Origin of the sequence: Streptomyces noursei, assembly GCF_001646665.1 — a bacterium.
Taxonomy (GTDB): Bacteria; Actinomycetota; Actinomycetes; order Streptomycetales; family Streptomycetaceae; genus Streptomyces; species Streptomyces lavendulocolor.
The window spans coordinates 14,384-28,525 of the sequence record NZ_LWBU01000365.1 but is presented as its reverse complement, the minus strand read 5'-3'; the positions used below and the strand labels follow the sequence as shown (position 1 = coordinate 28,525).

The following is a 14,142-nucleotide window of genomic DNA, read 5'->3' as shown; positions in this document are numbered from 1 at the left end:
GGTTCGTACGGCTTCGGTCCTCACGCTCCGCCGTGACCGGGTCACCTGAGGACGGTGCCCGGGACGGACGGCGCGAGGCCGGGGTGGGCGGGCCTGCCGGGCGGGTGGTGTTGGCGATTAGGGTGGGTGGGGGCGCGGTGCGGACGTGCGGGCATGTCGCCACGTCCCCGGGGGAGAGCCGGGCCGATCGGAACAGCGGTGGCCCCCACCCACGACGGCACAAGGGTGCTCGACCACACCAGGAGGCAAAGTGAACGGCGATCGGGACGACATCCACGGGGGCTGGAGCATTCCCGTCGAGGAGTCCGACGCGGATCCCGCCGAGATGACGGGTGAGTTCACCATCGACTACACCCCGCCCGCCTGGTACACGCAGAACGCGGGCGACACGTCGTCGGGCGGCGGAGCGCCTGCCGCTCCCGCGGCCACCCCGCCGGTCACGCCTCCCCCGCCGCCGCAGGGCGCCGCGCCGGTGGCCGTGCCGGACCTCCCGGAGCCGCGGGGCGGCACCCCCGAGCAGGACTGGAACGTGGGTACGCCCGCACCGGCCCCCTTCCCGGCCGCCGCCGCTCCCGCCGAGCCGGCCCCGGTCGAGGCTCCGGCCCCGGCTCCGGCTCCGGTCGAAGCGGCTCCGGCAGAGGCCCCGGCTCCCGTCGAGGCTGCTCCGGCTGTCGCCCCGGTCGAGGCTCCGGCCCCGGTCGAGGCCGCTCCCGACGGGCAGGTGGCGGCGGGCGAGGCACCGCAGCCGTTCGGAGGCGGTGACGTGGAGAGCGGCGCCACCATGCGTTTCTCCCCGGCCGCGCTGAAGCGGGAGATGGCCGAGATCGCGGCGCGCGAGGCGGCCGAGCGGGCGGACGAAGCCGCGGCGGACACGCCGGCGGCAGAGGCACCGGCCGCCGGTGAGGACGCTCCGGTGGACGACGCCGCCGGGGCGGGCCCGGCCGGTGACGCCGAGGCTCCCGGAAGCGACGGTTCCCCGACCGGGGCGCAGGCCGCCGGGCCGGAGGAGGCCCCCGACGGGGCCGCGGACGCGGTGGCCCACGCCCCTGCCGCTGCCCAGGACGCCCCGCTCCAGGAGCCGGCGCCCCACGACCCGGCGCCCCAGCACATGGCGCCGCAGGACGCCGTGCCGCCGCACACCGCACCGCACGCCCCCGCACCCGCCCCCGCGCCGGAAGCGGCGCAGGCGTGGGCGCCGCCGCCGGCCCAGCAGGGCCCGGGGCTCCCGCCGTTGCCGCCCGCGTTCCAGCCGGCCGCGCCCACCGGTGCGCCGGCGGGCGCGCCGCAGTGGCCCGCGCAGCCGGGCCCGGCCCCCGCCCAGGAGCAGGCCGCCCCGCCCGCCGCGCCGCTGCCGCCGCAGGCGGCCCCCCAGGGCGGCTACGGCTTCCCGCACCCGGGACAGCAGCAGCCCCAGGCGCAGGGCGGTTACGGCTTCCCCCACCCCGGACAGCCCCAGCCCCAGCCCCCGGCGCAGCCCCAGCCGAACGCCGCCCCGCCGCAGGGGGGCTACGGCTTCCCGCAGCCGCAACCGCAGCCCCAGCAGCCCGGGCCCGGTGGCGCGCTGCCGCCCCAGGTCCCGGCCCACCAGGCCCCGGCCCCGCAACCGCCCGCGCCGCAGGGCGGCGGATACGGCTTCCCCCAGCAGCCCCACGCTCAGCAGCCCCACGCTCAGCAGGCCCACGCCCAGCCGGCCCAGCCCGCCCAAGCTCCGCAGCCCCCACTGCCCCAGCAGCCCCACCCCCAGCACCCGCAGAACCAGCACCCCCAGCAGCCGCCCGTCGACCCGCGCACCGGCGGCGCCTGGCCCACGTCGGTCACGCACGACCAGCGCGAGCGGTCCGTCCCCGGCGCCCCGCTGGGCTACACGGCCGCCGTCGAGCTGTCGTCCGACCGGCTGCTGCGCAACAACAAGCAGAAGGCCAAGTCGAGCCGTAACCCCTCCGCCGCCGCGCGCTTCAAGCTGGGCGGCAAGAAGGAGGAGGCCGAGCGGCAGCGCAAGCTGGAGCTGATCCGTACGCCGGTGCTGTCCTGCTACCGGATCGCGGTCATCTCCCTCAAGGGCGGTGTCGGCAAGACCACGACGACCACCGCCCTGGGCGCCACCTTGGCGACCGAGCGCCAGGACAAGATCCTCGCCATCGACGCCAACCCGGACGCCGGCACGCTCGGCCGCCGGGTGCGCCGCGAGACCGGGGCCACCATCCGGGACCTCGTCCAGGCGATCCCGTACCTCAACTCGTACATGGACATCCGCCGTTTCACCTCGCAGGCGCCCTCCGGCCTGGAGATCATCGCCAACGACGTGGACCCGGCCGTCTCGACGACGTTCAACGACGAGGACTACCGGCGGGCGATCGACGTCCTGGGCAAGCAGTACCCGGTGATCCTGACCGACTCCGGCACCGGCCTGCTCTACAGCGCGATGCGGGGCGTGCTGGACCTCGCCGACCAGTTGATCATCATCTCGACCCCGTCCGTCGACGGTGCCTCCAGTGCGTCGACGACGCTCGACTGGCTGTCCGCGCACGGGTACGCCGAGCTGGTGCAGCGCTCCATCACGGTGATCTCGGGCGTCCGCGAGACCGGCAAGATGATCAAGGTCGACGACATCGTGCAGCACTTCGAGACGCGCTGCCGCGGGGTGGTCGTGGTGCCGTTCGACGAGCACCTGGCGGCCGGCGCCGAGGTGGACCTCGACATGATGCGGCCCAAGACGCGGGAGGCGTACTTCAACCTGTCGGCCATGGTCGCCGAGGACTTCGCCCGGGCGCAGCAGGCGCAGGGGCTGTGGACCGGTGACGGCCACGGCTCCCTGCCGCCGCAGATGGCGCCGCCGGTACCGGGCCAGCAGGCGCCCGGCCAGCCGTACCCGCCGCAGCAGCCGGTGCCCGGTCAGCCGTACCCGCAGCAGGGCTGGCAGCAGCCGTATCCGCAGCAGCCCGGCGCGCCCATGCCGCCGGCGCAGCAGCCCCAGCAGCCCCAGCAGCCCCAGCACCCCCACCAGGCACCGCAGGCCCCCCACCCGCAGCAGCCCCAGCCCGCCCATCAGCCGCACCAGCCGCAGCCGCAGCCCCACCAGCAGCCTCAGCCCCCGCAGCATCCGCAGCCCGGGTGGCCCCAGCAGCAGCCTCCGCAGGCGCCGCCAGCCCCTCAGCAGTAGGGCGACAGAGGACTGGACCAATGAGGGCCCGCACCGTCACCACGGTGCGGGCCCTCCCCCGTATTCCCGCAGCCCACAAAGGGTTTGACGGGTCGTCGACGTGGCTAATCACCCGCTGATAGACCTTCGCTCCACCAGTCGGCGCCCCGAGATCGACGCGAGGTCAACCTCATGGTCATCATGGCTCCTCACCGTTCCCTCCGCCTGCTCCTCGCCACCGGTACCGTCGCCGCCTCCCTCCTCACCACCGCCCTCGCCGCCGGCTCACCGGCGCGGGCGGTCGCGGCGGACGGGGCGGCCGGGGCGGACGAGGGCGACGGGAAAACCGTCCTCACCGTCGCCGTCTCGCAGAGCGTCGACTCGCTGAGCCCGTTCCTCGCCCAGCGACTGGTCTCCACCAGCCTCCACCGGCTCACCTACGAGTACCTGACCAACTACGACGCCAAGGACGCGCGCACCATCCCCGGCCTCGCCACCGCGTGGAAGCCGTCGCCCGACAAGCTGACGTGGACGTACACGATCCGGGACGACTCCACGTGGTCGGACGGCAAGCCGGCCACCGCCGAGGACGCCGCCTGGACGTTCACCAAGATGATGACGGACGAGAACGCCGCCACCGCCAACGGCAGCTTCACCGCCAACTTCGAGAAGGTCACCGCTCCCGACGCGCGGACGCTGGTCATCAAGCTGAAGAAGCCGCAGGCCACGATGACCGCGCTCGACGTCCCCATCGTGCCCAAGCACGTCTGGGAGAAGGTCGGCGACTTCTCGAAGTTCAACAACGACAAGCAGTTCCCCATCGTCGGCAACGGTCCGTTCGTCATCACCGACTACAAGGTCGACCAGTACGTCAGACTCGAGCCGAACAAGACGTTCTGGCGCGGGGCGCCCGCGTTCGACGAACTGGTGCTGCGCTACTACAAGGACGGCGACGCGGCGGTCGCGGCCCTCCGCAAGGGCGAGGTGTCCTTCGTCCCGAACCTCACCCCCGCCCAGGCGGCGTCCCTCAAGTCGGCCGAGAACATCAAGGTGAACGACGCGCCCGGCCGCCGCTTCTTCGCCCTCGCCACCAACCCCGGCGCGCGGTCGAAGGACGGCAAGAAGTTCGGCAGCGGCCACCCGGCGCTGCTCGACCCGGCGGTCCGCAGGGCGCTGTTCCACGCCGTCGACCGCAAGACGATCGTCGACAAGGTCTTCCAGGGCCACGCCGTGGAGGGCGAGGGCTACATCCCGCCGCGCTTCGGCACGTACTTCTGGAAGCCCGAGGGCGCGCAGAAGATCGACTACAGCCCCGCCAGGGCCGGGCAGCTCCTAGACAAGGCCGGCTACCGCAAGAACGGCAGTGGCAAGCGCGTCGGCAAGGACGGCAGGCCGCTGGACTTCCGCATCCTGTGCCACGCCACCGACCCCAACGACAAGGCGGTCGGCAAGTACCTCCAGGAGTGGTGGGGCGAGCTGGGCATCGGGCTGAAGGTCGACTGCCTCGACAACGTCTCCGATCCCTGGCTCAAGGGTGACTACGACCTCGCCTTCGACGGCTGGTCGGTCAACCCCGACCCCGACTTCGTCCTCTCCATCCACACCTGCGGCGCACTCCCCGCCACGCCCAAGGACACCGGTGCCACCGACAACTTCATCTGCGACAAGCAATACGACGAGCTCTACGCCGCCCAGGCGGTCGAGTACGACCCGGCCGCACGGGCCGGACTGGTCAAGCGGCTCCAGTCGCGGCTGTACGACACCGGGTACATGAACGTCATGGCGTACCCCAACGCGGTCGAGGCCTACCGCACCGACCACATCGCGTCCATCACCACGATGCCCGCGGCCGGCGGCAACATCTACGGCCAGGACGGCTACTGGAGCTGGTGGTCGGCGAAGCCGGCGGCCGAGGCGGACGGCGGCGGGGACTCCGGTTCCCCGGCGCGCCTGTGGCTGGTGCTCGGCCCCGCCGCGCTGGTGCTCCTCGCGGCCGGCGTCTTCGCCGCCGTACGCCGCCGTACCACCGCCGACGACCGCGAGTAGCCGATGACGACGGTCGGCTCGCCCGCCGGCGCGGTGCGGCGCCCGGGCACGACGACGAGCGCCTATCCGCGCTATCTGGCGGGCAGGCTGGGCGGCGCGGCCGTCTCCCTGTTCGCCGTGCTCGTCACCAGCTTCTTCCTCTTCCGGATCATCCCCGGCGACCCGGTGAAGGCCATGACGCACGGGATGCCGACGTCGGCCGCCCAAATGGCCACCCTGCGGCGGCAGTTCGGCCTCGACCTGCCGCTGTGGCAGCAGTTCACCGACTACTGCGCCAAGGCGCTCACCGGCGACCTCGGCATGTCCTACCAGTTCCGTGCGCCGGTCGGGGAGCTGATCGCACAGAAGCTTCCGGCGACGCTCCTCCTCACCGGGGTCGCCGTCGTCCTCTACTCGGCGCTCGGCCTGTGGCTCGGCACCCGCACCGCGTGGCGCCACGGCGGCCTTGGCGACAGGCTGCACACGGGCGTCGCCCTCACCCTGTGGTCCGTGCCGTCGTTCTGGCTCGGGCTGCTGCTCATCATCGTCTTCTCGGTGGGCGTGGGACCGGTGCCCGGCATGTTCCCCACGGGCGGCATGGAGTCCGGCGGCGACACGGGCCTCGCGTACGTCCTCGACGTCGCCCACCACATGGTGCTGCCGGTCCTCACCCTGGTCGCCGTCGGGTACGCGCAGACGCTGCTGGTGATGCGGGCCTCGCTGCTCGACGAGATGGGCGGGGACTACCTGACGACCGCGCGGGCCAAGGGCCTGCGCGACGACCTCGTACGCCGCAGGCACGCCGTGCCGAACGCGCTGCTGCCGACGGTCACCATGATCTTCATCAACCTGGGGCACGTGGCCGCCGGGTCCATCCTCGTCGAGACGGTGTTCTCCTGGCCGGGGCTCGGCGGGCTGTTCTACCAGGCGCTGTCCGTGCCCGACCTGCCGCTCGTGCAGGGGCTGTTCGTGGTCTTCGCCGGCGCGATGATCGTGATGAACCTGCTCGCCGACCTCCTGTACCCGCTGCTCGACCCCCGGGTGGGCCGATGACCTCCTTGACGTGGACCCGGCGGCGCGCGTCGGTGGCGCGGTTCTGGCGCCGGTACCGCCGCCGGAGGGCCGGGCTGTACGGGCTCGGCGCGCTCGTCCTGATCGCCCTCGCCGCGCTCGCGGCTCCGCTGCTCGTCGGCGGCGACGTGCAGAGCGTGACGCACGCGCCCGGCACGGCGCTGGAGCCGCCGAGCCGGGAGTTCCCGCTCGGCACGGACCAGTTCGGCCGGTCGCTGTCCGGCCTGCTGCTGTGGGGCGCCCGGGTGTCGCTCGCCGTGGGGCTGCTGGCCGCCGCGCTGTCCGTCGCCATCGGCACCCTGATCGGCGTCCTCGCCGGCCACTACGGCGGCTGGTTCGCGACGGTCGCCATGCGCGTCACCGACTGGTTCCTGGTCATGCCCTCGCTGGTGCTGGCGATCGTGCTGGCCACCGTGATGTCGCGGAGCATGTGGACGGTGATCCTGGCCATCGGCATCACCAGCTGGCCCACCACCGCCCGGCTCGTGCGGGCCCAGACCATCGCGGTGGAGTCCCGCCCGTACATCGAACGCGCCAAGGCCCTCGGCGGCGGCCACCGGCACGTCATGACCCGGCACGTCCTGCCCAACGTCATGCCGCTGGTGCTGTCGCAGACCACGCTGTGCATCTCCACCGCGATCCTCACCGAAGCGACCCTCGCCTTCCTCGGCCTGGGCGACCCGACCGTCGTCTCCTGGGGCGGGATGCTCCAGGACGCGCGCGAGACGGGCGCGGTGTCCTCCGGGCACTGGTGGTACCTGGCACCGCCCGGGATCGCCATCGCGGTCGTCGCCCTCGCCTTCACCCTGTGCGGACGGGCGGTCGAGTCGGTACTGAACCCGAGGCTGGGAGCGGGCCGTTGAGCATCCTCACGATCAAGGACCTGCACGTCACGTACGGCACCGGCACGCCCGCCGTACGCGGTGTCGACCTGACCGTCGCGGCCGGGCGGAAACTCGGCGTCGCCGGCGAGTCGGGGTGCGGCAAGTCCACCCTGGCCCTCGCGCTGCTGCGGCTGCTGCCCGCGTCGGCGCGGCTGACCGGCGAGATCCTGCTCGACGGCGAGGACGTCCTGACCATGAAGTGGGGGCGGCTGCGAGCGGTCCGGTGGGCGGGCGCGTCGATCGTGTTCCAGGGCGCCATGCACTCGCTCAACGCCGTGCACCGCATCGGCGACCAGATCGCCGAGCCCCTCCTCGTCCACCGCCGGGCCACCCCGGCCGAGGCCCGGGCGCGGGCGGGCTCGCTGCTGGAGCAGGTGGGGCTGCCGGCCGCCCGGGCCGCCGCGTACCCGCACGAACTCTCCGGCGGGCAGCGGCAGCGCGTGATGATCGCCATGGCCCTCGCCTGCGAACCGCGGCTGCTGGTGGCGGACGAGCCGACGACCGCGCTCGACGTGATGATCCAGGCCCAGATCCTCCGGCTGCTGGACCAGCTGGTCACCGACCAGAACATCAGCCTCGTCATGATCAGCCACGACCTGGCCGTCCTGGCCGACACGTGCGACCGGCTGGCCGTGATGTACGCGGGGCGGGTCGTCGAGGAGGGCCCGGCGCGGGACGTCTACGACTCGGCCCGGCACCCCTACGGGCGGGCCCTGTCGGCCGCCTTCCCCCGCATCGGCGACCCGGCGTCGCGGCGCGCCCCCCGCGGCCTGCCCGGTGACCCGCCGGACCCCGCCGCACTGCCGTCCGGCTGTACGTTCCACCCGCGCTGCCCGGTCGCGCTGGAGAGCTGCGCGTCGCAGGACCCGCCCCTCGCCCCGGCGGCACCCGGGCACGTGGCGGCCTGCGTCCTGACGACCGGGAGCCCCGCATGAACCCGCTGCTCAGCGCCTCCGACCTGCACGTCGTCTTCCCCGGCCGGCGCGGCGGGCCGCCCGCCCGGGCCGTCGACGGGGTCCACCTCGACATCGGCGCCGGCGAGATCGTCGCCCTCGTCGGCGAGTCGGGCTGCGGCAAGACGACCCTGGCGCGGTCGCTGCTGGGCCTGGTCCGCCCCACGTCCGGCTCCGTCACCTTCGCCGGAGCACCGCTCTCCTACCGGAGCGCCGCCCTCAAGGCGTACCGGCGGCGGGTGCAGCTGGTGCTCCAGGACCCGAGCGGCTCGCTCAACCCCCGGCACACCGTGTACGACGCGGTCGCCGAGGGCCTGCGCATCCACGGGTACGGCGGTGACGAGCGCGCCGCCGTGGCCTCGGCCCTCTCGCGCGCCGGGCTGCGCCCTCCCGAGCGGTTCTTCCTGCGTTACCCGCACGAGCTGTCGGGCGGCCAGCGGCAGCGGGTCGTCATCGCCGGGGCGCTGGTCCTCGAACCCGAGCTGATCGTCGCCGACGAGCCGGTCGCCTCCCTCGACGCGTCGGTGCGCGGCGAGATCCTCGCCCTCCTGTTGCGCCTCCGCGACAAGCTGGGCCTGTCCGCGCTGGTCGTCACGCACGACCTGGGTCTCGCGTGGAACATCGCCGACCGGGTGGCGGTGATGTACCTGGGCCGCATCGTCGAGACGGGCACGGTGGAGGAGGTCCTCGCGGCCCCCCGCCACCCGTACACCCGGGCGCTCCTGTCGGTCCTCCCCGAATCCCCCACCGCCCCGGTGGTCCTGGCGGGCGAGCCCCCGGACCCCTCGCGCGTCCCGGCGGGGTGCCGCTTCCACGCGCGGTGCCAGGTTCTGGCCTCCGGGGAAGCGGAGCGGGCGGGCCTGGCGTCGGCGTGCCGCACGCGCGACCTGCCGGTCCTGAACGGACACGGCCGCGAGGCGGCGTGCCACGTGCACGGGGCCTGACCCCCGCGGCGGGCCCGTGCCCACCACCCACGACCCGCACCCGGCATCCCACCGAAACGGAGCCGACCCCATCACCCGCACCCGGCATCCCACCGCGGCGGGGCCCTACAGGGCCGCGGACCCGCACCCGGCATCCCACCGAAATGGAGCCGAGCCCACCACCCGCACCCGGCGTCCGACCGGGGTGGGGCCGTGCAGGGTCGCCCCCGCAGCGGATCGGCGGCGACTCACGGCCACCGAGCCGGCCGGGCATCCCGCCGACCGCGAGGAGGCGAGCCCGGAGGGGCCCCGCCCCCACCCACGGCCCGTATCCGCACCGCTCCCGTACGGACCGGAACCGGCACCACCCGGTCCGTCGTGCCCACCCGTCCCGCCCTGCGGCACTGCTGCCCATGACGAGAGCCCGGCAGCCTGGCCGCCTGCCCACAGCGGGCCCGGTGCCCGCCCACGTCGCACCGGCGGGGCGACGCCGCCCGGTGGGCGGGCCTACCGGCCGGCGGTGAGGTCGCGGCAGCGCTTCACGTCCGCCCCGATCGCTTCCAGCAGCGCCTCGATGGACGCGAACTTCTCCTGGCCCCGTACGTACGCCAGGAAGTCGACCGCCACGTGCAGCCCGTACAGGTCGAGGCCGACCCGGTCGATCGCGTACGCCTCGACCGTCCGCTCCGTGCCGTCGAACTGCGGGTTCGTGCCGACCGAGATCGCGGCCGGCATCCGCTCGCCCGCCGCCGTGAGCCAGCCGGCGTAGACGCCGTCCGCGGGGATCGCCGTGTGCGGCAGGGTCTCGACGTTCGCCGTCGGGTAGCCGAGCTCGCGGCCGCGCTGCGCGCCGCGGACGACGACGCCCTCGACGCGGTGCGGACGGCCCAGGATCTCCGCGGCGCCCTCGACGTCGCCCTCGGCGACCAGGCGCCGGGTGAGGGTGGAGGAGAACGGCTCACCGCCGCCCGCCTCCCCGCGCACGTACAGGTCGACGACCTCGACCTCGTAGTCGTACGTCGCGCCCATCTCGCGCAGGAAGGCGACGTTCCCGGCCGCCCGGTGGCCGAAGCGGAAGTTCGGGCCCTCGATGACGGCCCGCGCGTGCAGCTTGTCGACGAGGACCTTCACGATGAAGTCGGCCGGCGACAGCTGCGAGAACGCGGCGGTGAACGGCAGCACGAGCACCGCGTCGACGCCCAGCTCGGCCATCAGCTCGGCGCGCCGGTGGTGCGGGGCGAGCAGCGGCGGGTGGCTGCCGGGGCGGACGACCTCGGAGGGGTGGGGGTCGAAGGTGACGACGACCGACGGGACGCCGAGCTCACGTGCCCGCTCCACCGCCCGCCCGATGATCAGCTGGTGCCCGCGGTGCACTCCGTCGTAGGAGCCGATGGTGACGACGCTGCGCCCCCAGTCCTGGGGGATGTCCTCCAAGCCACGCCAGCGCTGCACTGTGACCGCTCCTCGCCCGAACCCGTGTACGTCATTGACCGATTACGCAGGTCTAAGACTGCCATGCCCACGGCTCCCGGCCCGCATCGGCATCGGATGCACCGGGCCGGGCAGGGCGCCGCCCGGTCCGGAATCCGGCCCCTGGACCGGCACCGGCCCGATACCCGGCGCGGTGCCCCGGCCGCCGGCCAGTCTCTCCACGGTCCGCCGGGCGCTGGGCCCGACGGCGAACGCCCAGTCCGCCGGTGCCCGCCGCAGCCAGCCGGCGACGAGGTCCGCGAAGCCCGGCACGTCCCGGGACAGCTCGACGAGGCGCCGGTCGAAGCAGGTCGCGCCCTCGGGGGTGCGGACGAACAGCAGCCCGGTGCGGTGGACCAGCTCCCGGGTGCGTGCCTCGGGCCGCAGACCGGCCCCGAGCGCGGCCGCCCGCAGCAGCGCGTCGAGCACGGCGAGGTCGCGGCGCTCGTACGGCTCGTACTGCTCGTACTCCAGGAGCACGTCCAGCAGCTCGTCCCGCAGCGGCCGGGACGCGCGCGTGCCGGGCGCCGCGAGGACGGGGGCGAGGGCGCCGCGGACCTCCACGGGGCAGCCGCGCAGCAGTGCGCCGACGAGCGGGAAGAGGACGGCGCGGGCGGCGGGGCCCTGTTCCAGGCGCCGGTCGACGTAGGCGGCCGCGTGGCGGGCGCCCTCGGGGTGGCGGTGGACGTAGGCGCGGACCAGTTCGGCGGCGTGCCGGGCGAGCGCGGGGGTGCGGACCTCGGCGAGCTCCGCGAGCAGGGCCCCGGCCCCGGAGTCGGGGCGGTCGCCGAGCAGCCGGGCGCGGAACGCGGCGAGGACCGGCCCGGGGTGGGTGTGCAGGGCGGCGGTGACGGCGTCCGGCGGCACCCCGGGGTCACCGGCCCGGAAGGCGGCCAGGGCCTCGCGGAGGTGGCGGGGCCGGCTGTGCGGGTCGCGGACGAGGATGCCGAGCGCCGGCCCGTGCAGGGCCTCGTCCGCGGGGCGGGCGAGGAGCGCGCGGGCGGCGTACCGGAGGTGCTCGCGGTCGGCGCGGTCGGTGACCCGCGCGGCGAGCAGCCGTCCGTACACGGCGGCGGCCGCCCGGCGGGCGGGCCGGACGTCGTCGTGGGCCCAGCGGTCGACGGCCCGGCAGAGCGCGGCCGGCGCGTCCTCGGCGAGGGCGGCGAGCAGTTCGTCGGCGCGGGGGTGCGCGGTGGTGACGAGCGCCTCGCACAGGTCGTCGACGGCCAGGTCGCGGTGGGCGTACAGCAGGGCCTGCGCGGCTCCGGCGACGGTGGACCGCCCGTGGGCACCGGGCCGGGCGGGCAGCGGCCGCTCGTCGGTGAACCAGCGGCACAGCAGGGGCTGTACGCCGCGGGGGTCGGCCGCCAGCCGGGCGGCCACGGCGTCCAGGTGGCGCGGCACGTCCCCCGTCCCGGGCGCGGCGTCGGCGGGGAGGAGGCGCCGCATCAGGTCGACGCGGTCGTCGTCGCGGAGCCGGAGGCGTTCCCAGAACCAGGGCGCGAACTCGTCGAGGCCCCCACCGGCCCCGCCCCCCTCACCCGCACCATCCACCCCACTGGGGTCCCCGGCCGCGATCCGCCGCGCGAGCCGCCGCAGCACGCCCAGGTAGGGCCGTAGGTCCGGCACGCGGAGCAGGGTCTCGCCGAGCAGCCGGGCGCTCCACCAGGCGGCTTCCGTCCCGGCGGGCCGGTCGAGCGCGTCGACCAGGGCCTCCAGCCGCCGGGCCAGGGCGGCCGGTCCCTGGCCGCGGTCCATGAGCAGCAGCGCCTGGAGGACGGGCCCGATGCGGTGGCGGGGCACGGGCAGGTCCCCGGGGGCGTCGCCGTGGACCAGCGCGTCGAGCGCGGCGTCCAGGTCGAGGTGCGCGCCCTGGATCCAGTCGCCGACCTCCTCATGGGCGAAGCGGTATCCGGCGCCCGCCGGGACGAGCAGCCCCTCCGTGAGGACGGCGGCCGCCCAGCCGGTGGACCACGGGAACAGGTCCTCGAACGCCTCGCGGTCCAGTTGCCCCTGCCCGGGGCCGAGGCAGCGCCGCGCGGCCTCGTGGACGCGCCCGGCCACCCGGGCGGCGAGCCGCCGCACGGCGCCGCCGCGCGGGGCGGGCCGGGTCGCGGCGGCGATCCGGACGGCGACGCGCAGGCACGTCAGGTCCAGGTGGGCGGCGAGGACCTCGTGCCGGCCGGGCCGTCCGGGCACGCCTGCGGGCAGGGCGTCGCGCACTTCGGCGAGGAGCCGCAGTGTCAGCGGGTGCCGGGCGTCGTCCGCGGCGAGGGCGTCGTCGGGCAGGCCGTACCGCTCGCGGGCCCGGGCGGCCTCCCGCCCGGACAGGTCGCCGATCCGCAGGGCGTCCGGCAGCCGCCGGGCGGGCCGCCCCGGCCGGTACAGCGTGCCGGCGGGGTGGAGCGCGCCCGCCCGTTCCCAGTGCTCGGGCCGGCAGGCGACGACGAGCCGGATGTGGTGCGTGCGCAGCCAGCCCGCCGTCGTGGTGGTCCAGGCGGCGAGGCGGTGTGCGAGGACGGGTGGCATCTCCTCCGGAGCATCCAGGAGGACGAGCAGCGGGCGCCCGGCGTCCCGGGCGAGCCGGGCCACCCGCGCGGGGGTGGCGGTGCCCATGTCGCCGGGTGCACCCGAGCAGGCCACGATGCGGCCGGCCTGCCGCAGCGCCCGGGCGACGGCGTCGGCCAGGGAGGTGTCGTCCGCGTGCAGGTCGGCGCCGCGCAGCCAGAGGGTGGGGGCGGGCGCGTCGCCGCGCGCCCGGCGGTCGGCGAGGGCGCGCAGGGCGGTGGTGCGGCCGGTGCCGGGGTCGCCGACGAGTGCGAACACGGTGGCGTCCGAGGTGGTGAAGGCGTCCAGCTCGCGGGCGACGGCGCGGCGCTCGACAAGGCCAAGGCCGGGGCCGGCGCCGGGGCCGCTCGTGGTGGCGGTGAGGTGGAGGGCGCCGGCGAGGTTCAGGTCGTCGCCGTACGCCGGGACGGTGGCGGCGTTGCGCCGCAGCAGGGCGGCCAGCGGCCCGTCGGGCGCGGCGGCGGCGGCGCTCGCGAGCGGTACGGCGAGCCCGGCCGCCCGGTGCCCGGCGTGCAGCGCGGTGCCGAGCACTCCCAGGACGGCGCCGGTCGAGGCGTCCAGGACGGGGCCGCCCGCGGCCTCGCCGCCGAGCCGCAGCGCCTCGCGGCCCTCCGTCCCGATGGCGAGCTCCAGCACGTCGCCGAGCAGGTGGAACCGGTCGGAGGCGGTGTAGGTGACCCGGGCGGTGCCGAGCACCCGTGCCTCGCGCCAGCCGCGTGCGGCGATCCGTACGTACGTGCCGGCCTCGACGTGCCCGCGGGTCGCTACCGGCAGGGGGGACACTCCGAGTCCCTCGGTGCGCACGAGCGCCAGACCGGCCTCGGGCAGCGGGACGATCGCGTCGCCCTCGGCCACCCGGGCCGCGCCGCCGCCGTCGGCCAGCGCGGGGTCGCCGCCCCGGCTCTCCGGGCCCGAGGCCCGCTCGCCGTCCTCGGTCTGCCCGCGCACCACGACCCGTACGAGTCCGTCCACGGCTTCGTGGCTGGTCAGGACCGTGCCCTCGTCGTCGGCGACGAAGCCGACCCCGCGGGTCCGCCCCGCCGGATCACAGATCCGCACCAGCGTCGCCCGTTCCCCGCGTTCCATGGTCCGACGGTAGGACGGTGTTG

The 14,142-nt window shown here is 75.6% G+C and carries 8 protein-coding genes; 6 read left to right on the top strand and 2 right to left on the bottom strand.

What is annotated here, in order from left to right; translation table 11 throughout:
- Positions 1-250: 250 nt before the first annotated feature.
- From A4V12_RS26720 to A4V12_RS26695, 6 genes are all read left to right on the top strand, one after another.
- Positions 251-3,160: an SCO5717 family growth-regulating ATPase gene (locus A4V12_RS26720; protein WP_064071998.1), complete on the top strand. Its 2,910-nt coding sequence runs from the start codon at positions 251-253 to the stop codon at positions 3,158-3,160.
- A 171-nt stretch (positions 3,161-3,331) separates the two neighbouring features.
- Positions 3,332-5,185, top strand: coding sequence for an ABC transporter substrate-binding protein (locus A4V12_RS26715; RefSeq protein ID WP_064071997.1), 1,854 nt, complete (start codon positions 3,332-3,334; stop codon positions 5,183-5,185).
- Between the two features lie 3 nt (positions 5,186-5,188).
- On the top strand, positions 5,189-6,217 hold the full coding sequence (locus A4V12_RS26710) for an ABC transporter permease (RefSeq protein ID WP_064071996.1): 1,029 nt from the start codon (positions 5,189-5,191) through the stop codon (positions 6,215-6,217).
- Positions 6,214-7,098, top strand: coding sequence for an ABC transporter permease (locus tag A4V12_RS26705; protein WP_064071995.1), 885 nt, complete (start codon positions 6,214-6,216; stop codon positions 7,096-7,098). The genes A4V12_RS26710 and A4V12_RS26705 overlap by 4 nt, the downstream gene beginning before the upstream one ends.
- Positions 7,095-8,054: an ABC transporter ATP-binding protein gene (locus A4V12_RS26700; RefSeq protein WP_064071994.1), complete on the top strand. Its 960-nt coding sequence runs from the start codon at positions 7,095-7,097 to the stop codon at positions 8,052-8,054. The genes A4V12_RS26705 and A4V12_RS26700 overlap by 4 nt, the downstream gene beginning before the upstream one ends.
- Entirely contained in the window at positions 8,051-9,016 is a 966-nt protein-coding gene (locus A4V12_RS26695; RefSeq protein WP_064071993.1) for an ABC transporter ATP-binding protein, read from the top strand. The genes A4V12_RS26700 and A4V12_RS26695 overlap by 4 nt, the downstream gene beginning before the upstream one ends.
- 486 nt (positions 9,017-9,502) lie before the next feature.
- Here the strand turns inward: A4V12_RS26695 and A4V12_RS26690 are convergent, their stop codons facing one another.
- Together A4V12_RS26690 and A4V12_RS26685 are read right to left on the bottom strand one after the other, a co-directional pair.
- Entirely contained in the window at positions 9,503-10,447 is a 945-nt protein-coding gene (locus A4V12_RS26690) for a bifunctional riboflavin kinase/FAD synthetase (RefSeq protein ID WP_079137369.1), read from the bottom strand.
- A 42-nt stretch (positions 10,448-10,489) separates the two neighbouring features.
- The gene (locus A4V12_RS26685) at positions 10,490-14,119 is read right to left on the bottom strand and encodes a hypothetical protein (protein ID WP_064071991.1); all 3,630 of its coding nucleotides are present in this window, start codon (positions 14,117-14,119) and stop codon (positions 10,490-10,492) included.
- Positions 14,120-14,142: the final 23 nt, after the last annotated feature.

What these genes read in the sequence shown, in the direction of transcription:
- A4V12_RS26685 (WP_064071991.1), bottom strand. Translation starts at nt 14,119, where the DNA reads ATGGAACGCGGGGAACGGGCGACGCTGGTGCGGATCTGTGATCCGGCG.
- A4V12_RS26710 (WP_064071996.1), top strand. Translation starts at nt 5,189, where the DNA reads ATGACGACGGTCGGCTCGCCCGCCGGCGCGGTGCGGCGCCCGGGCACG.
- A4V12_RS26715 (WP_064071997.1), top strand. Translation starts at nt 3,332, where the DNA reads ATGGTCATCATGGCTCCTCACCGTTCCCTCCGCCTGCTCCTCGCCACC.
- A4V12_RS26695 (WP_064071993.1), top strand. Translation starts at nt 8,051, where the DNA reads ATGAACCCGCTGCTCAGCGCCTCCGACCTGCACGTCGTCTTCCCCGGC.
- A4V12_RS26705 (WP_064071995.1), top strand. Translation starts at nt 6,214, where the DNA reads ATGACCTCCTTGACGTGGACCCGGCGGCGCGCGTCGGTGGCGCGGTTC.